Source organism: Streptomyces sp. NPDC096152 (assembly GCF_044763235.1).
Classification (GTDB): Bacteria; Actinomycetota; Actinomycetes; order Streptomycetales; family Streptomycetaceae; genus Streptomyces.
The window spans coordinates 198,372-215,626 of record NZ_JBIWFW010000007.1 but is presented as its reverse complement, the minus strand read 5'-3'; the positions used below and the strand labels follow the sequence as shown (position 1 = coordinate 215,626).

Annotated in this window: 14 protein-coding genes and 2 pseudogenes; 7 read left to right on the top strand and 9 right to left on the bottom strand. The window is 74.2% G+C overall.

Translation table 11 applies throughout. The features are described 5' to 3' along the window. Positions 1 to 62: 62 nt before the first annotated feature. Positions 63 to 1,277 carry a flavin-containing monooxygenase gene (locus ACIQ9G_RS24300; RefSeq protein WP_403613095.1) on the top strand — a complete coding sequence of 405 codons (1,215 nt, stop codon included), beginning with the start codon at positions 63 to 65 and terminating at the stop codon, positions 1,275 to 1,277. Between the two features lie 150 nt (positions 1,278 to 1,427). Here the strand turns inward: ACIQ9G_RS24300 and ACIQ9G_RS24295 are convergent, their stop codons facing one another. Further along, entirely contained in the window at positions 1,428 to 2,756 is a 1,329-nt protein-coding gene (locus ACIQ9G_RS24295) for an MFS transporter (protein ID WP_403613091.1), read from the bottom strand. 71 nt (positions 2,757 to 2,827) lie between these two features. Between ACIQ9G_RS24295 and ACIQ9G_RS24290 the strand changes: the two genes are divergently transcribed. Further along, positions 2,828 to 3,823 carry a GlxA family transcriptional regulator gene (locus tag ACIQ9G_RS24290; protein WP_403613088.1) on the top strand — a complete coding sequence of 332 codons (996 nt, stop codon included), beginning with the start codon at positions 2,828 to 2,830 and terminating at the stop codon, positions 3,821 to 3,823. Between the two features lie 647 nt (positions 3,824 to 4,470). Here the strand turns inward: ACIQ9G_RS24290 and ACIQ9G_RS24285 are convergent. Continuing rightward, positions 4,471 to 4,938 (bottom strand): ATP-binding protein, encoded by a 468-nt coding sequence (locus ACIQ9G_RS24285; protein ID WP_403613781.1) that lies wholly within the window; start codon positions 4,936 to 4,938, stop codon positions 4,471 to 4,473. A 544-nt stretch (positions 4,939 to 5,482) separates the two neighbouring features. Next, positions 5,483 to 5,893, bottom strand: a pseudogene (locus ACIQ9G_RS24280) (acyl-CoA dehydrogenase family protein); the annotation flags it as partial. 102 nt (positions 5,894 to 5,995) lie between these two features. Here ACIQ9G_RS24280 and ACIQ9G_RS24275 point away from each other — a divergent pair. After that, a pseudogene (locus ACIQ9G_RS24275) lies at positions 5,996 to 6,300 on the top strand (cyclohexanecarboxylate-CoA ligase); the annotation flags it as partial. On the opposite strand, the gene ACIQ9G_RS24270 reads toward ACIQ9G_RS24275, so the two are convergent. Both ACIQ9G_RS24270 and ACIQ9G_RS24265 read right to left on the bottom strand, forming a co-directional pair. Then, complete coding sequence (locus tag ACIQ9G_RS24270; RefSeq protein ID WP_356189054.1) at positions 6,282 to 6,794, bottom strand: EF-hand domain-containing protein; 513 nt, start codon at positions 6,792 to 6,794, stop codon at positions 6,282 to 6,284. The pseudogene ACIQ9G_RS24275 and the gene ACIQ9G_RS24270 sit on opposite strands and share 19 nt — an antisense overlap. 213 nt (positions 6,795 to 7,007) lie before the next feature. Continuing rightward, the gene (locus ACIQ9G_RS24265; RefSeq protein ID WP_403613086.1) at positions 7,008 to 7,376 is read right to left on the bottom strand and encodes an STAS domain-containing protein; all 369 of its coding nucleotides are present in this window, start codon (positions 7,374 to 7,376) and stop codon (positions 7,008 to 7,010) included. A gap of 444 nt (positions 7,377 to 7,820) precedes the next feature. Here ACIQ9G_RS24265 and ACIQ9G_RS24260 point away from each other — a divergent pair, with 444 nt between their 5' ends. Together ACIQ9G_RS24260 and ACIQ9G_RS24255 are read left to right on the top strand one after the other, a co-directional pair. Further along, the gene (locus ACIQ9G_RS24260) at positions 7,821 to 8,402 is read left to right on the top strand and encodes an RNA polymerase sigma factor (RefSeq protein ID WP_403613084.1); all 582 of its coding nucleotides are present in this window, start codon (positions 7,821 to 7,823) and stop codon (positions 8,400 to 8,402) included. Continuing rightward, the gene (locus ACIQ9G_RS24255) at positions 8,399 to 9,676 is read left to right on the top strand and encodes a zf-HC2 domain-containing protein (protein WP_403613081.1); all 1,278 of its coding nucleotides are present in this window, start codon (positions 8,399 to 8,401) and stop codon (positions 9,674 to 9,676) included. Before ACIQ9G_RS24260 ends, ACIQ9G_RS24255 begins: the two co-directional genes overlap by 4 nt. Before the next feature lie 49 nt (positions 9,677 to 9,725). Here ACIQ9G_RS24255 and purU read toward each other — a convergent pair whose 3' ends face one another. Together purU and ACIQ9G_RS24245 are read right to left on the bottom strand one after the other, a co-directional pair. Beyond that, the gene (gene purU / locus ACIQ9G_RS24250) at positions 9,726 to 10,607 is read right to left on the bottom strand and encodes a formyltetrahydrofolate deformylase (RefSeq protein ID WP_403613079.1); all 882 of its coding nucleotides are present in this window, start codon (positions 10,605 to 10,607) and stop codon (positions 9,726 to 9,728) included. A gap of 199 nt (positions 10,608 to 10,806) precedes the next feature. Further along, a complete protein-coding gene (locus ACIQ9G_RS24245) occupies positions 10,807 to 11,307 on the bottom strand; it encodes a hypothetical protein (protein ID WP_403613077.1) in 501 nt (166 codons plus the stop codon). 117 nt (positions 11,308 to 11,424) lie between these two features. Here ACIQ9G_RS24245 and ACIQ9G_RS24240 point away from each other — a divergent pair, with 117 nt between their 5' ends. Beyond that, a complete protein-coding gene (locus ACIQ9G_RS24240) occupies positions 11,425 to 12,735 on the top strand; it encodes an ABC transporter substrate-binding protein (RefSeq protein ID WP_403613074.1) in 1,311 nt (436 codons plus the stop codon). A gap of 137 nt (positions 12,736 to 12,872) precedes the next feature. On the opposite strand, the gene ACIQ9G_RS24235 is transcribed toward ACIQ9G_RS24240, so the two are convergent. Both ACIQ9G_RS24235 and ACIQ9G_RS24230 read right to left on the bottom strand, forming a co-directional pair. Beyond that, positions 12,873 to 14,504, bottom strand: a complete 1,632-nt coding sequence (locus tag ACIQ9G_RS24235; RefSeq protein WP_403613072.1) for a hypothetical protein — start codon at positions 14,502 to 14,504, stop codon at positions 12,873 to 12,875. Positions 14,505 to 14,791: 287 nt separating this feature from the next. Next, on the bottom strand, positions 14,792 to 16,177 hold the full coding sequence (locus ACIQ9G_RS24230; RefSeq protein ID WP_403613069.1) for a transcriptional regulator: 1,386 nt from the start codon (positions 16,175 to 16,177) through the stop codon (positions 14,792 to 14,794). A gap of 315 nt (positions 16,178 to 16,492) precedes the next feature. Here ACIQ9G_RS24230 and ACIQ9G_RS24225 point away from each other — a divergent pair, with 315 nt between their 5' ends. Further along, a complete protein-coding gene (locus ACIQ9G_RS24225; protein ID WP_403613067.1) occupies positions 16,493 to 17,158 on the top strand; it encodes a bifunctional DNA primase/polymerase in 666 nt (221 codons plus the stop codon). Positions 17,159 to 17,255: the final 97 nt, after the last annotated feature.

Here is a 17,255-nt window from a genome sequence, read left to right as displayed (position 1 = left end):
CCGCAACCAATTCCGGTCTTGACCGAGACCCATCAACGGGTTGCGTGATTACGCTCGCGACCATGACCGACTCCTCCGCATCCGTCCTCTCTGGCGCTCCGCACCCCGCCGACCGCCCCGTCTACGTCATCGGGGGCGGCCCGGGCGGGCTCGCCGCCGCGTACGCGCTGCGCGCCCGGGGGATACGCGCCGTCGTCCTGGAGCGGTCAGACCGGGTCGGGGCGTCCTGGCGGCGCCACTACGACCGGCTGCGCCTGCACACCACCCGGCGTCTGTCGGCCCTGCCGGGCCTGGCGATGCCCCGCCGGTTCGGGCGCTGGGTCGCCCGGGACGACGTGGTGCGCTACCTGGAGAAGTACGCCGAGCACCACGAACTGGAGATCGTGACCGGCGTCGAGGTCTCCCGCGTCGAGCGCCTGCCCGACGGCACCGGCTGGCTGCTGCGCGCCTCCGGCGGCCGGGAGCTGACCGGCGGCGCGGTCGTCGTCGCCACCGGCTTCAACCACACGCCCCGCGTGCCCGACTGGCCCGGAAGAGAGACCTGCACCGGCGAGTTCCTGCACGCGTCCGCGTACCGCGACGCCGGACCCTACGCGGGCCGTGACGTCCTCGTCGTCGGCGCCGGCAACACCGGCGCCGAGATCGCCGTGGACCTGGTGGAGGGCGGCGCCGCACGGGTCCGGCTGTCCGTGCGCACCGCCCCGCACATCGTGCGCCGGTCGACCGCCGGGTGGGCCGCGCAGTACACGGGCATCCTGGTGCGGCGGCTGCCGGTCGGGATCGTCGACCGGCTGGCCCGGCCGCTGGCGAGGCTGAGCGTGCCGGACCTCTCGGCACACGGCCTGCCGCGCCCGGAGACCGGCCTGTACTCCCGCGTCACCGAGGGCGCGATCCCGGTCCAGGACGTGGGCCTCGTCGACGCGGTGCGTACGGGCAAGGTCGAGGTGGTCGCCGCCGTGGACGCCTTCGACGAGGGCAAGGTCGTCCTCGCCGACGGCAGCCGGATCGGACCGGACGCCGTCATCGCGGCGACCGGGTACGTCCGCGGCCTGGAGGACCTCGTCGGCCATCTCGGCGTGCTGGACGGCCGCGGCCGGCCGGTCGCCCACGGCCCCCGCGCCCCGCACGGCGCGCCCGGCCTGTACTTCACCGGCTTCACCAACCCCATCAGCGGCATGTTCCGCGAGCTGGCGATCGACGCGGAGAGGATCGCCCGGGCCGTCGCACGGGAGAACGCGCGGAGCGGCGGCGGCCAGGTGTCCCGCCTGCCGGCCTGAGAACCCGCCCGCCCGTCACCGACGCCCGCCTCTCCGAGACCGGGGCCGCCCGCCCGGTTCCGCCAGGGCCCTTCTTCCGGGTGAGGCCGGCTCCGGGCGGCGGTGCCTTCCTAGGACCCCGCGCCCCGGCAGGATCCGAAGGAGAGGCCCTCAGGCCAGGACCGGCGCGGGGGTCGCCGGGCGGCGGTGGATCACCAGGGCCATCAGGGCGGCCACCGCGCACAGCGCTCCCGAGGCGTACCAGACCATGTCGTAGGAACCGAAGACGTCCCGGGCGGCCCCGCCGAGGAAGGCGACGAGGGCGGCGCCGACCTGGTGGGAGGCGAGCACCCAGCCGAAGACGATCGCGCTGTCCTCGCCGTACTGCTCCCGGCACAGGGCGAGGGTGGGCGGGACGGTGGCGACCCAGTCGAGGCCGTAGAAGACGATGAAGAAGATCATCGGCGGGTGCACCGAGGGGGCCAGCAGCATCGGCAGGAACAGCAGTGAGAGGCCCCGCAGCGCGTAGTACACCGCGAGCAGGCGGCGCGGCTCGAAGCGGTCGGTGAACCAGCCCGAGGCGATGGTGCCGACCACGTCGAACACCCCGATGACGGCGAGCAGCGAGGCGGCCGCGGTGATGGGCATGCCGTGGTCGTGGGCGGCCGGCACGAAGTGGGTCTGGATCAGGCCGTTGGTGGAGGCCCCGCAGATCGCGAACGTGCCCGCGAGCAGCCAGAACGGCCCGGTGCGGACCGCCGAGGACAGCACGGTGAGCGTGCGCCGCGCGGCGCCGGTCACGGGCTCCGGCCGGGGGACGAACCGCGTCGCGCCGTACGGCTTCAGGCCCAGGTCCGCCGGATGGTCGCGCAGCAGCAGCCAGACGAAGGGGACGACCGCGAGGGCGGCCAGGGCCACCGTCACCGCGGCCGGGCGCCAGCCGTGGCTCTCGACCGTCCAGGACAGCACGGGCAGGAAGATCAGCTGGCCGGAGGCGGCCGCGGCGGTGAGGATGCCGCTGACCAGGCCGCGGCGCTCGGTGAACCAGCGGTTGGTGACCGTCGCCGCGAACGCCAGCGCCATCGCGCCGGTGCCGAGGCCGACCAGCAGCCCCCAGCAGAGCAGGAGCTGCCAGGCCGCCGTCATCCACACGGTGGCGCCGGAGCCCACGGCGATGACCGCGAGCGCCACGGCGACCACCCGGCGGATGCCGAAGCGGTCCATCAGCGCGGCGGCGAAGGGCGCGGTGATCCCGTACAGCGCGAGGTTGACCGAGACGGCGGCGCCGATCGTGCCGCGCGACCAGCCGAACTCCTGGTGCAGGGGGTCGAAGAGCAGGCCCGGCAGGGAGCGGAAGGCGGCCGCGCCGAGGATCGTCACGAAGGTGACGGCGGCGACGAACCAGGCCCGGTGGACGCGGGACGGCCTCCGGTCGGGTCGGGGGGCGGATGTTTCGGCGGCCGCGGCTCCCGTGGCCGCGGATTCCGTTGTCTGGGTCACGTCATCGAGCTTCCGATGTTCCGTCCCTCCGATCGAGTGGCCCGAAGGACAGTGTTCGTTAGGATCGGGCCATGGATACGGTCACCGGTTCCCGCCCCCACCGCGTCGTCGTCCTCGCCCTCGACGGGCTGCTCCCGTTCGAGCTGGGCATCCCGCACCGGGTCTTCGGGCGGCCCCGGGACGCGGCGGGACGGCCGCTGTACGAGGTGGTCACCTGCTCCGTGCGCCCGCCGGGCCCGGTGGAGACGGACGCCGACTTCGCCGTGCACGTCCCGCACGGGCCGGAGATCCTGGCCACCGCCGACACCGTGGTCGTCCCGGCCTCGTACGAGCTCGGCCCGGTCTTCGAGGAGGGCGTGCTCACCGGCGAACTGGCCGCCGCCCTCGCGCACATCCGGCCCGGCACCCGGCTCGCCTCCATCTGCACGGGCGTCTACGTCCTCGCCGCGGGCGGATACCTCGACGGCCGCCCCGCGACCACGCACTGGGCCGACGCCGACCGCTTCCAGCGGTTGTTCCCGCGGATCAGGGTGGACGCGGACGTGCTGTTCATCGACGACGGGGACGTGCTGACCTCGGCGGGCGTCGCCGCCGGGATCGACCTGTGCCTGCACATGGTGCGCCGCGACCACGGCACCGCGGTCGCCAACGAAGTGGCCCGGCGGATGGTCGTACCGCCGCACCGAGACGGCGGGCAGGCACAGTTCATCGAGCGGCCGGTGCCCGACCCGCAGCAGGCGACCACCACCACGGCGCGGGCGTGGGCGCTGGGCCGGCTGCACGAGCCGATCCAGTTGCGCGACATGGCCGCCCAGGAGTCCATGTCGGTACGCACCTTCACCCGGCGTTTCCGCGAGGAGGTCGGGATCAGCCCCGGGCAGTGGATCACCCAGCAGCGGGTGGAGCGGGCACGGCACCTGCTGGAGTCCACCGGCCTGTCCGTCGACCAGGTGGCCCGGGACTCCGGTTTCGGCACGGCCCAGTCGATGCGCCAGCATCTGCAGGCGGCGCTCGGGGTGACGCCGACGGCGTACCGGCGGACGTTCCAGGCGGCCGTCAGAACGTGACCACGGCGTGCGCCACGCGCCCCGCCTCCGCGCCTGCCCGAGCCGTCTCGGCGTCGGCCGCTGTCCGCCCCCCACCGTGGACACGTCGTGGGGAGGCGGAGGTTCCAGGGCCGGAACGGAAATCCCGAGAAGTTGTCCACAGCCTGTGGAGAAGAGGGCCGCTTCACTTTCCCGCCGCCGGCGACGCCCGAGGCGTTCGTCGGCGCGACGGGCACACCGGTCGCACCGGCGGCCGTTCTTCAGGGCGGTCATAGACGCGGCCTCCGGGGCGGCGCGGCGAGTCCGGGTGGCGGCGCGCTGTGCCCGCCCCGAGCACGGCACCCCGCGCCACCATCCGGCTCCGGCGCACCGATCCCCGCCCCCCTCGGCCCTGAAGGGACCGGTCGACGCCGACGCGCGACTCACACTCGCCGAGGGCCTCCGTCACGCGGGCCCTCGTCGTCCCCTCACGGCGAATCGCTGACCCCAAGCGTGATCAAGCGCGCACGTCCCGTCAACAGCCGCGAGGGGATTTGTCCGTTGCGTCCGCTTCACAGTGGCCGCGCACGGAAGCATCTCCCGGCGCACGGCCCCACCACCGGCAGCACTGACAGCGCTTGCCGCAACGAGGGAACCGGCCTTCCGCCCCGACGCGCCCCGTCACCGCCTCACACGGCTTCGTACGCCAGTCCGTCGTACGCGGGAGCCTCGCTGCCGCAGCGTCTGCGCATCGTGCCCTGGGCGGACGGTGCGCAGCGGTCCAGTTCGCACCAGATGCGCTTGCCGGCCCCCTCGCGGCTCCAGCCCCAGCGGTCGGCCAGGCCGTCGACGAGGGCGAGCCCGCGGCCACCGGTGGCGTCGTCGTCCGCACAGCGGGGCACGGGGGCGCGGGTACTGGTGTCGGCCACCTCAAGGCGGACCGTGGCCGTCTCGGCCGCCCCTCCGGGCAGCGACAGCCGCAGCACGGCCGGGCAGCCGGTGTGCACCACGGCGTTGGTGACCAGTTCGGAGACGAGCAGGATCAGTGTCTCGGCGAGCGGCTCGTCGACCTGTATGCCCGACCCGGCGAGCCGGGAGCGGGCCCATTTCCGGGCTCGCCCGACCTCCGCGGGGTCGGGCCGGATCTCCAGCTGCACTTGAAGCACCTGCACCGCTCACACCATCCGAACCGGCGGACACATAGCCTCGCGCCACACGAGGGCCACGATCGTAGCCATTTTCTGCATGGCCAGAACAACGGCCAGAGCAAGGGTCACGGAACGTGACTCCCTTGCGAGACAGCATGGTTGACGTACCGTCACCGCTACAAGCGCTTCGGGCATATTCCCGCGCGAAGGAGTACTCGTGCGGCATACTGTGCGACGCTCGTCACGGCAAGTCGAACGGGCGGGCGGCGAAGGCCGCCCGACCTCGCGAACAGGCCCGCGCACCGCCTGATCCGGCGCCGCCTCAGGGGCCGCACCGGGATGGCTCATTCTCGGAACCACTCGCATTGCACACAAGGTACCCGAGCCGGGCGGCGACTCCAGGACGTGACGAGTCACGCCTAGGACACAACCCGGTATCAACGCTCTGTAATTCCGGTATGCCACGATCCGTGACATTCGATCCGCCACATCCGGGTCGCCGCAGCCCAGGGCCCCCTCACCCCGCTCCGGACACCGGATCGGCCCCGAACTGTTACTCACTCTCCGTCACACCGCCGCCACGATGGGACCCCATCCAGGCCTGCTTCAGCGGCGGATCGACCTCGCTTTCCCAGGTGAAGGCCATGCCGCCGTGCGCCCGGAGGCAGTCGCGGGCCCCGCGCACGGCGGCCGCGTGGGCGAGCAGCCGGGCCCACGGCGACGTCCACGGGGTCGGCGGTGACGACGGCCGCGCAGCCGGTGGCCCGGGCCGGCTCCGTGCGGATCAGCAGGCCCGCACACGGGTGCCGCACCGCCCGGGAGGCCCCGATCGGCCGACCGAACTGCTCACGCGCCCGGGCGTGTTGCACGGCCGGGCCCGGCACGCCGTCGAGGCCGTGGCGGGCTGCTCGGCGGCGACCGGCACAGCCGCGGGCGGATCGCCGGTCAGGAGGGTGGCTGGGACATGGACGCCATCAGGCCGGCACCGGGCACGTCCCGCACGCTCTGGGAGCCGGCGGCCCGCCGCGCCGCCTTGGGGCCTGTCCGGCGGGGACGTCGTCATCCGCGGGGGCGGAACATCTCCGCGGAGGAGATCGAGGACCTGCGCATCGGCACCCGGCGGTCGGGGACGTGGCAGCGATCGCGCTGCCGGACCCGGAGCGCGGGGAGCGGGGCCGCGCGGTGGTGGAGCAGCCGCCACGAGCGCCGGAGTTGAGGCACCACGCGGAGACGCCGTACCTCCGCACGGAAGGACTGTCGGTCCACACGTCGCCGGAGCGGCTGGTGGTGGTGGACGCCCTTGCGCGGGGCGGGGCCCCGCGCAAGGTGCTCAAGTGCGGGCTGCGCGAACGTTATTCGGGCACGGTGAAGTACCGCGCGAACGCGGGCACGACCTCCTGCTCGCCCACCTTGCCGTCCCCGTCGGTGTCGAGGGAGGCGGCGATCGCCCGGGCTCCGTCCTCGGGGACGCCGAGGACTCTGAGGACCCGTACGGTGTCCTCGACGGTGGCGGCCCCGTCCCCGTCGGGGTCGGCGACGGCCAGAGCCGCGTGCAGGAAGGGGCGGGCGATCTCCGCGAACCGGTCGGGGTTGTCACGCAGGCGCTTGACCGCGCCGCCGACGAACTCCTCCCGGGTGATGCGCTGGTCGCCGTCGCGGTCGGCCATTCCGGCCATGCCCTGCCAGAAGGCCTCCGCTCCGGCGTACAGTGCCTGGCCCTTGTCGGACCGGGCGGGGGTGGCGAACTCGGCGAGCAGCGCCTTTGCCGCCACGCTGAAGTCCTCGCGGTCGATCGTGCCGTTGCCGTCCTGGTCGAAGGTGGCGAACCGGGCCGCGATCCTGCGCTCGTACTCGCTGCTGACCATCTCTTCTCTGGCCGCCTTACGTGTGGGGTGCATCTGGCAGGGAGCGTACGACGCCGAGGAGCGTCCGCGGACGGGAAACCGACGGTTGTGCCAACTCCGGGGAAATTTCGGGACACCGCCGGGGGAATTTCCGGACATTGATGCGGCACGGAGCACCGGCGGCCGGACCGCCGGACGGCCGCGCGGCGGGTGAGGGAACCCGAGGACGGCGGCTCAGGCCGACAGCGGCTCCTCGTCCACCGCCGCCGCGAGGTCCGGGTAGACGTCGAACAGGCGCCGGACGCCGAGGGCGCCGAGCACGCGGTTGACGTGGGAGCCGTCGACGGCTCCGCGGGCCGGCAGGATCAGGCGCAGCCTGCCCTGGCAGGAGCGGAACAGGCGGCGGGCGGCGATGAGTACGCCAACGCCGCTGGAGTCGCAGAAGAAGACCTCGGACAGGTCGAGGACGAGATGGTGGCGCCCCTCGGCCACCGCGTCGTGCACCCGCTGACGCAGCACGGGTGAGGTCACCAGGTCCAGTTCACCCGAGACCCGGAGTACGGCCCACTCACCCTGTTCGTCATCGGTCACCTTGAACGTCACGGTCTGCCCTCCGCTCGCCGGAACTTCCCCGGAACCGCCCGGAACGGAAGCAGTTCCTACGCTTCTTTTCGCGCGGCTGCCCAGCGGCCGTTCCCCCAAACTCCTTGGGGGAAACCGGTAAAGGTCAACTAGGGTCTTGTTTCGGACATCTTCGATCGTGTTCGATCGGGCTTGGTCGGAAAGTACAGGGGTAGACGAGACGGACGATATGAGCCGTGCGGCCGTCCCCACACCCGGGACCGCGCCCCGCAGACCCCTACCACCTGCGGCGCACCGGGGGGCGCACATTGCCACAAAGGGGCGTGCGCTGTCGGACGTGCCGACTACATTCGAGGAGACGGCAGGAAGACGGTGGACACGGAGACGGAACGGGGCGGCGGCACGACACGACCGACACAACGGTCGTAACGGATATGACGGACATCAAGGGCGTAAGGGGGTCGTATGGCGAAGCAGGACGCACCGCCCCGCTGGGACCGCAAGATGCAGCAGCGGCTCGCACGCGGCGAGGCGGCCGCCCTCGGTGAGCTCTACGACCGCCACGCCTCGCTGGTGCACGGCCTCGCCCACCGCGTGCTCGGCGACGAGCACGCCGCCGACGCCATCACCCGCGAGGTCTTCGCCCACGTCTGGGAACACCCCGACGCCTACGACCCCAAGCAGGGCCCGCTGCGCTCCTGGGTCGCCGCGCTGACCCACCGGCTCGCCGTGCAGCGGCTGCGCACCACCGAGACCGCCGCGCTGGCCCAGGGCGGCCAGGGATCGCCGGAGGAACTGGAGCACAAGGTGCGCCGCGCCTCGGCCGCCGCCCGCGCCGACTACATCGTCCACTCCATGCCCGCCCCGCTGCGCGCCGCGCTGGAACTGGCCTACTTCCAGCGCCGCGACTACCGCCAGACCGCCGCCGACCTCGGCGTCACCGAGGACGAGGCCCGCCGCCGGCTCCGCCTCGGCCTCCAGCTCCTGTCCACCGCCCACGACGCCGGGGCGCCCGGGGCACCGCCCGAGTACGGGGGTGCGGCGTGAGCGGGCCGCCCGAGGGTCCTCAGGGCCACGGCGGTCCCGAGCCGGTCGGGCCGCCCCGCGTCCCGATGCCCCGCGCCTCCGTCGAGGACGGCGGGCGGCCGCTGCCGCCGGTGCCGGCCGGGCCGGACGCTCCGGAGGCGCCCCCGGCGGACCGGCGCGCGCCGCTCGTGCTGGAGCACCACGTCCTGAAGTCGCTCCTCGGCGCCTGGGCGCTGGCCGCCTGCTCGCCGCAGGAGACGGCCGCCGTCGAGGAGCACCTCGGCGAGTGCGGCGCCTGCGCGGAGGAGGCGCTGCGGCTGCGGGACGCCGTCGGACTGCTCCACCCGCCCGAGAGCCTGGACCTCGATCCGGGGCTGCGCACCCGCGTCCTGCGGGGGTGCCTGGGCCGGCGGCCGGCGCGCATCCCGGTGCCCGAGTGGGCGGCGCCCTACGACGCCGAGACCGCGCGGCTGGACGCGCTGCTCCAGGACATCGGGGACTCCGAGTGGCACGCGCCGGTGCGGCTGCGGTGGTTCGAGCGCGAGGAGACGGCGAGCCGCCGTACCACCGTCGCCGGGGTCATCGGGCATCTGCTGTGCGTCGACGGGCTGGTCGCTGCGGCGCTCGGGCTCGACGACCCGCTGGGCGACCTCGCGCCGGCCGCTCCCGGACCCACGGAGCGCACCGAGACGTACTGGCGGACCGCGCACCTCCCGCCCACCCGGGACGTCCGGGCGCCGTGGCGGGAGCAGTCGCACGCCCTGGTGCGGACGGTGTCCTTCACCGGCGGCACCGGGAAGCCGGCGGTGGGGTACGGCGACTTCGAGCTGCCGCTGCGCGACGCGATGCTGGACCGGGCCTTCGAGTGCTGGGTGCACGCGGAGGACATCGCGGACGCGGTGGACTACCCGTACGCGCCGCCCGCGCCGCGGCATCTGCACCACATGATCGACCTCGCGGCCCGGATGCTGCCGGTCGCGCTGGCCGCGCGGCGGCAGGCGGGTCTGGCCGCACCGGCGCCCACCCGGCACCTCGTGCCCGCGGGCGAACCCGGGCGCAGCCTGCGGCTGGAGATCGAGGGGCTGGGCGGCGGCGAGTGGCTGATCCCGCTGGACGCGCCGGGAGCGGCGGGCTCCGCGGACCACGAGGTGGCCCATGTCGCCCTGGACGGCGTGGAGTTCTGCCGGCTCGCGGCGGGGCACGTGGCCCCGCGGGAGGCGGCGGCCGGCCAGGTGGGCGACCGGGAGGCCATCCGGGACGTGCTGTACGCGGCGGCGTCGCTCAGCCGCCTCTAACCGCGGCTCCCGGCGGACCGGCGGGAGCCGCGCGCACGCCGGACAGGTTCTAGGCGAAGACCACCGTCCGGCGCCCGTTCAGCAGGATGCGCCGCTCGGCGTGCCACTTCACCGCGCGGGCCAGCGCCTGGCACTCCACGTCCCGGCCGATCGCGACGAGCTGGTCCGGCGTGACGTCGTGGCCGACCCGCTCGACCTCCTGCTCGATGATCGGCCCCTCGTCGAGGTCGGCCGTCACGTAGTGCGCGGTCGCGCCGATCAGCTTCACGCCGCGGGTGTGCGCCTGGTGGTACGGCTTGGCGCCCTTGAAGCTCGGCAGGAAGGAGTGGTGGATGTTGATGATCCGGCCGCTGAGCTGCTTGCACAGGTCGTCGGAGAGCACCTGCATGTAGCGGGCGAGGACGACCAGCTCGACCTGCTCCTCGCGGACGATCTCCAGCAGCCGCGCCTCGGCCTCGGACTTGGTGTCCCGGGTCACCGGGATGTGGTGGAAGGGGATGCCGTAGGACCCCACCAGCTCCGCGAAGTCGGTGTGGTTGGACACCACCGCCGCGATCTCCACCGGCAGCGCTCCGATGCGGGCACGGAACAGCAGGTCGTTCAGGCAGTGCCCGAACTTGCTGACCATCAGCACGATGCGCATCTTCTCGTCGGCCCGGTGGATCTGCCAGTCCATCTGGAAGGCGTCACCGATCGCCGCGAAGCTGGCGCGCAGCTTGTCGACGGTCACCGGGGCCTCCGCCGAGAAGTGGACGCGCATGAAGAACAGTCCCGTGTCGTGGTCGCCGAACTGCTGGCTGTCCTCGATGTTGCACCCGGTCATGAACAGGTAGCTCGACACGGCGTGCACGATGCCCTTCTTGTCCGGGCAGGCGATGGTGAGAACGTACTGATCGGCCTGGGCCGCGGCTCGGGTGGACTGCTCGCTCATGCACCACAGGATCTCACGTCCGCCCCGGCCCGCGGGGGGACGTCCGGGAAGCGGACCGGGGCCGCGGGCGGGCACCCGCCAGGCCGATGAGGCCGGGCGAGCGGGGGCCGGGGCGGAGGGGCCGGGTGAGGCGGAGGGGCCGGGTGAGGCGGAGGGCCCGGGTGAGGCGGAGGAGCGGGGTGAGGAGGCCGGGCCCCGGTTACGCGGTGCGCGTCATGATGCGGAGCACCTCGAGGCTGCGCGGCGGCGCGTCCGGCTCCTCGCCGTCGCCGGCGGCCATCCGCATGTGCGCGTCCCGCGCCGCCCGCACCGCCTCCGGCCAGCCGTGGTGGTCGAGGTACGCGGAGACCGGAGCGTCCGGGCCGACCTGGTGCATGATGCGCAGCACGCGCAGCACGGCGGTGTCGACGAGCGCGGCCTCCTGGGAGTCGCGGAAGATCGTCCCGACGTACTTCTCGGCGGACCAGTTGTCCAGCCAGGTGTCCTCTACCAGGCGGTACACGGCGTCGGTGACGTCCCCGTACCCCTCCACACCGGCCAGCCAGACGTCCCGCTGGAACACCGGGTCGGAGAGCATGTGCAGCGCGGAGCGCACATTGCTGCGCCAGCGCCACCACGGCATGTCGTTGAGTGGCATGCCGCCCATGGTGGAGGAGCGACGGCCGCGACGGGAAGAGTTCTCCGAACCTTGCACGGTCATCGATCGTACGTTCCTCGCACCTGTGGTCCCAGCGGCCCCCGCAATTCACCGTAGCGTCACCTCTCGTTGACCATGGGTCACTCCCGGGTTAGCGGTGTGGGGGAATCGTGCGGGAGCATGACCGGCAGGCGACACACGCGCAGCACATTCCTCCCCGTTCTCCCCCGGCCCGTCAAGAGAAAGGCCGCGCTCGCGGCGGGCGCCCTGGTGGCCTGCGCGTCGCTCGCGGCGGGCTGCGGGGTCGTCCCCGGCGCCTCGGACGCGGCAGGGGACGGCACCGTCACCGTGATGACCTGGGCTCCGGAGAACACCCCGGCCACCAACAAGCCCGGAATGCCCGCCATGGCACGGGCCTACGCACGCTGGATCAACGCCCACGGCGGCCTGGGCGGCCGCCGTCTCAACGTCCTGACCTGCAACGAGGGCAACGACAGCGTGGCCGCGGCGAAGTGCGCCCGGCGCGCCGTCAAGGAGAACGTGGTCGCCGTCGTCGGCTCCTACAGCCAGTACAGCGACTCCTTCTTCCCGCCGCTGGAGGGCGCGGGCATCCCCTACATCGGCGGCTACGGCGTCACCAGCGCGGAGTTCACCCGGGCCCTGTCCTATCCGGTGAACGGCGGCCAGCCCGCCCTGCTGGCCGGCCTCGGCAAGGAGCTCGCGCCGAACTGCGGCCCCGTCGCGCTCGTACGGCCCGACACCATCGCGGGCGACGAGCTGCCCGCCCTGCTCGACGCCGGGCTGAAGGCGCGCGGGCACGTGCCCGCGCACGACCAGCGGGCCGCCGAGGACGCCACCGAATACTCCGGCCAGTCCGACCTGGCGCTGCGGCGGGCGACCGCCGACCCGGTGAAGAAGGGCTGCGTCATACCGGCCCTTGGGGAGCGCACGGACATCTTCATGGATTCCTTCCGCCGTGACCGCGAGAGCTACCCGGGGGTGCGGACCGCCGCGGTGCTCAGCAGCGTCGACCAGACGGTGGTCGACGCCAGCGGCGGCGGCTCGGGGCCGTACGAGGGCTCGTACCTCACCGGCTGGTACCCGGTGGCGAGCGACCCGCGCTGGGACGCCATGAAGAAGGTCATCAACGCGGAGGCCTTCGGCGACAACCGTGTCGACCCCGAGGACGCCGGAGTGCAGACCACCTGGATCGCCTACACCGTGCTGCGGGCCGTCGTCGAGAGGATCGGCACCGGGGAGCTGAGCGCCGACAGCGTGCGGCACACCCTCGACGCCGGGCTCCGGGTGGACACCGGCGGCCTGACCCCGCCCCTGCGGTGGCGCCTGCGGGACACGTTCTCCGCCGGCAGCTTCCCCCGCCTGGTCAACGCCGACGTCACTCTTCAGGTGGTCCGGCGGGGCCGGCTCGAGCCGGCCGCCAAGGGCTTCGTCGACCTGGGACGGACGCTGGAGGACGCGGACGTCAACTGACCTCCCGCGCCCTCCCGGGCCTCGGAGCCGGGCCGGAAGCCGGATCGGGCCGGGCCTCGGAGCCGGGTCTGAAGCCTGGTCGCGCCGGGCCTCAGAGCCTGGTCGCGCCGGGCCTCAGAGCCTGGCCGGGCCGGGCCTCAGAGCTGGGTCGGCTGGCGCTGGGTCAGACCGTACTTCTGCGCGATCACGTTCCACAGCTGCGCGGCCTTGACCTTCTGGGCGCTGGCGACGCCGCTCTGCCGGTTGCCTGCCTGGGTCTCGTTGGTGGTGCGGGCGTGCCCCTTCTTGCAGCGCCGGCCGCCGACCTGGTCGGCCCAGGCCGCGTAGTGCGCGTCGGCCGACGCGGACGCCCGCCAGGCGCCGGTCAGGGCCGCGGTCAGCTCGCCGTGCCGGGGGAGCCGGTCGACGGACAGCCGTTGCAGCCGGGTCACCAGTTCGTTGCGCTGCTTGGCCGCGGCGCGCAGGTCGGAGGCTGCCCCGCCGAGGTTGTCGCAGTTCTTGACGTCGGCGACCGCGCTGATCACCGAGGCGCGGCTGCTGCCGCTGTCGGAGAGCAGCTTGTCCAGCTCGACGGCCTGCTGCCGGGCCGGATCGGCGGCCGAGGAGCCCTCGGTGGCGGGCGCGGTGGCGGAGACGTTCTTGTTGTCGCCGCCGGTCTGGTCGCCGCTGTCCCCGCCACCGCTGAGCAGGGCGCCCGCGCCGATGCCGAGGACGGCGATGCCGATGCCGACGGCGGCGATCACCGGCACGCGCGAGCGGGTGCGCCCGCCCCGGCCGCCGTCGCCGCCCCGGTCGCCCCGGCCGGGCGGCGCGTACGCGGGCCGGTCGTGCGGGTGCCCGGCCGGCGGCTCCTGGAAGCGCGGCAGCTGCTGGGTCTCCGGGGCACCGCCGCCGGCGTCGCTGCGGAAGAGGTTGTCGAACTCGGCGGGCGTCTGCCGTCCCTCCGCCCCGCCCGGCCCCGTGCCGTAGGGCGACGCTCCGCCCGCCCCGGCGTCCACGGGCGCGATGTACTGCGTGGCCTCGGCGTCGGAACCGCCGCCGGGCGCGGCGTACGGCGGCGGGCCGGAGCCGTCCTGCGGCAGGCGGCCGAGGAACCGGGTCGCCTGGTCGCCGGAGACCTCGGGCGGCAGGCCGCCCTGGGCCACCGGCGGGAGGAACTGCGTCGCCCCCTCGTCTGCCGGGGCGGAGGCGACCGGCGGAAGGTACTGGGTGGCGCCCTCGTCGGCGGCGCCCGGTATGCCGTGCCCGGGGACGGCGGGCGGCAGGGGCTGCCCGGAGGCGGAACCGTACGGATCGGCGCCGGCGGAGGGCATCGGCCCCGGCGGGGTGCCGTAGGCCGAGGGGGCGGAGCCCCGCATGTCGTGCGCAGCCGGGGCGCCCTCGGGGGGCAGCGGCCCGGCACCCGGGTACGACGGGGCGCCGGACGGGGCCCCCTGGGCGCCCGAGGTGTCCGGGCCCTGGGTGCCCCAGGGAGCCTGCGACTGCTGCTGGTAGGGGTCGTGCCCGGGCGTGTTCCACGGCTGACCGGCCGGCGTCTGCCAGCCCTGGCCGGGCTGCGGCGCGGGCTGCTGGTCGCCGGGCCCCCACGGCTGACCCCAGGCCTGACCGCCGGCCGGGGCGGCGTTCTGGCCGGACGGCTGCGCGGGCGGGCGGCCGACCGGGGCGCCCGTCATGCCCGGCAACAGGGGCTCGCTCCCGTCGGAGGGCAGCACGATGCCTTCGCGCGCGGGCTGCGCCGAGGGCTCCTCGCCCTGTCCGCTCTGCGTCACCGGGACTCCTACGAATGGGGGACCTTCGGAATCGTCGGCTCACGCTACCGGGTCCCCGAAGCCCCGTGCCACGCAGCACGGGGCCTGACCTCCTCCCCTGTGACCGCAGTAACAAAACCCGCCCCGGACACGCAGTTACTGCTCCCGCACACACGGACGGCGGCCGTTCACCACACCTTCACACAGGGATCCAGCGGGCGTTCGCGCACCGGCCCGCCGCGCCCCGACGCCACCGCCCGCGTCCCCACCGCCCCCTCACGCCGCCGTCCGCACCCCCGGCCGGGCCCTCACGCCGCCGCCTGCACCCCCAGCCGTGCCCCGAACTCCCGTACCACCGGCTCGTCCCGGTACGGCTCCAGACGCTGCTGGAAGTCCTCCAGGTACTCGGCGCCCCGGTTGGAGCGCAGGCTCTCCAGCAGTTCCACCGCCTTCAGCCCCGTACCGCAGGCCTGTTCGATCTCCCGCTGCTGCACCTGCGCGGTGGCCAGCAGCACATAGCCGATGGCCCGCCGGCGCGCCCGCGACGCGGGATGCCCGGCCAGCGACTCCCGCGCGCACCGCGCCGCCGACTCCGCCTGCCCCAGGTCGCGGTGGCAGTGCGCCAACTCGTCGGCCAGATAGGCCGCGTCGAAGTGGGCGATCCACGCCGGGTCGTCCCCGGAGTCGGGTTCGGCGGACTCCAGCGCGGTCACCGCCCGGCCGGCCGCCAGTTGGGCCCCCCGCGCATCGCCCATCAGCGCGTGTCCGCGCGCCTCGGCCGAGTGGAACATCGCCTCCGCCCGCGGCGTCACGCGCCCGCGCGCGCCCTCCTGCGCCGCCCGGGCCAACTGCGCGATCTCCCGCGGGTTTCCGAGCTGCGCGGCGAGGTGGCTCATGGAGGCGGCGAGGACGTACCCGCCGTAGCCGCGGTCCCCGGCGGCCTGGGCGAGGCGCAGCGCCTGGATGTAGTACCGCTGGGCGAGGCCCGGCTGCCCGGTGTCCACGGCCATGTACCCGGCGAGTTCGGTCAGCCGCGCCACCGCGGCGAACAGGTCCCGGCCCACCGCCTCCCGGTACGACCCGGCCAGCAGCCCGGAGACCACGCTGTTGAGGTAGTGCACGACGACCGGGCGCACGTGCCCGCTGCCGTAGGCGTGGTCGAGGTCGACCAGCGCCTGGGTCATCGCGCTGACGGCCGCCACGTCGGACTGCCCCACCCGCGGCCCGGCCGAGCGCGCGACCTGGCCGTCCGGCGCGGAGATCAGCCAGTCGCGGCTGGGCTCGACCAGCGCGGAGGCGGCCACGGACGAGCCGGACAGGAAGTCCCGCCGGCCGACGTCGCTGCGCCACAGCTCGCAGACCTGCTCGATGGCCCCCAGTACCGTCGGCGAGAACTGGAGGCCCACGCCCGAGGCGAGGTTCTTGCCGTTGGCCATGCCGATCTCGTCGATGGTGACCGTGCGGCCCAGCTTGCGTCCCAGCGCCTCGGCGATGATCGCCGGGGCGCGGCCGCGTGGTTGCTGTCCGCGCAGCCAGCGGGCCACGGACGTCTTGTCGTAGCGCAGGTCGAGACCGTGCTCGGCGCCGCACATATTGACCCTCCGGGCCAGCCCGGCGTTCGAGCAGCCCGCTTCCTGGATGAGCGCCTGCAGCCGTTCGTTCGGCTGCCGCGCGACGAGAGGCCTTGCGGCCATGGCGTTAACCCCCTGTGGCTGCGGTGCCTGCCCACGCACCGAGTTGACGTGTCTTCCGCGGCCGTCCCCCTCGCGTCCCGGCGAGAGATCCGGCCGTGAAGATCGATGCCCCGCCCGACCGCCGATAATGCGAGACTTGTGAGGATTGCCGGGGTGAAGGCGAATCCACCCCCACACCGGACTACCCAGCGGCCGCCGTCGATCCTCCCGCGCGCCCCCACAGATGCACCCATGCGCCCCGGGCGTGGAGGCGATGCTCCTCCCCCGCGCGCGGCACGGCCGTAACTCCAGGTGGACGCGGGAGTTGAGTGGAGCGTGGAAGAGACGATCGCGGGCACGGACTCCGCACAGATGACCGGTCAGATTCCCCAGCAGCGCAGGGAATCCCTGCTGGAGACCGCCGTTCGCTATGCCGAGGAACGGCACTGGGACGTCGTCCCCGGCACCTGGCTGGAGTCCGTGGACGGGGTGCAGCGCTGCTCCTGCGGCCACCCGGCGTGCGCCGTGCCCGGCGCGCACCCGGCGCGCGAGGACTGGGCGACGCAGGCCACGGGCAGTGCGACCGTCGCGCGCCGGCTGTGGCAGAAGCAGCCGATGGCGTCGATCCTGCTGCCCACCGGCCGGACGTTCGACGCGCTCTCCGTTCCCGAGACGGCCGGGTTCCTCGCGCTGGCCCGGATGGAGCGGATGTCGCTGACGCTCGGGCCGGTGACCCTGACACCGGAGCGGCGCATGCAGTTCCTGGTGCTCCCGGGCGCCGCGGCCAAGGTGCCCGAACTGGTGCGGAAACTGGGCTGGTCGCCGTCCTCCCTCGACCTGGTCGTCCTCGGCGAGGGCGCGTACCTGGCCGCGCCGCCCACGCGGTACGGGTCGCGCGGCGCCGTGCAGTGGGCCTGCCGGCCGACCGCGGCGAACCGGTGGCTGCCGGACGCGGAGGAGCTGGTCTCGCCGCTGGCCTACGCGTGCGGGCGCGAACGGTAGGCGGTCGTCCACGGCGGCCCTCGGCCGGCACCCGTCGCCCGGATCCGGCCGATCCGCGCCACGCCCGCCCACCGCCCCCTCCGGGGCGCCGCTCCCG

Bases quoted from the DNA above. Each gene is read 5' to 3' on its own strand.
- ACIQ9G_RS24300 (WP_403613095.1), top strand. From the start codon at position 63: ATGACCGACTCCTCCGCATCCGTCCTCTCTGGCGCTCCGCACCCCGCC.
- ACIQ9G_RS24290 (WP_403613088.1), top strand. From the start codon at position 2,828: ATGGATACGGTCACCGGTTCCCGCCCCCACCGCGTCGTCGTCCTCGCC.
- ACIQ9G_RS24270 (WP_356189054.1), bottom strand. From the start codon at position 6,794: ATGGTCAGCAGCGAGTACGAGCGCAGGATCGCGGCCCGGTTCGCCACC.
- ACIQ9G_RS24260 (WP_403613084.1), top strand. From the start codon at position 7,821: ATGGCGAAGCAGGACGCACCGCCCCGCTGGGACCGCAAGATGCAGCAG.
- purU (WP_403613079.1), bottom strand. From the start codon at position 10,607: ATGAGCGAGCAGTCCACCCGAGCCGCGGCCCAGGCCGATCAGTACGTT.
- ACIQ9G_RS24245 (WP_403613077.1), bottom strand. From the start codon at position 11,307: ATGACCGTGCAAGGTTCGGAGAACTCTTCCCGTCGCGGCCGTCGCTCC.
- ACIQ9G_RS24240 (WP_403613074.1), top strand. From the start codon at position 11,425: ATGACCGGCAGGCGACACACGCGCAGCACATTCCTCCCCGTTCTCCCC.
- ACIQ9G_RS24230 (WP_403613069.1), bottom strand. From the start codon at position 16,177: ATGGCCGCAAGGCCTCTCGTCGCGCGGCAGCCGAACGAACGGCTGCAG.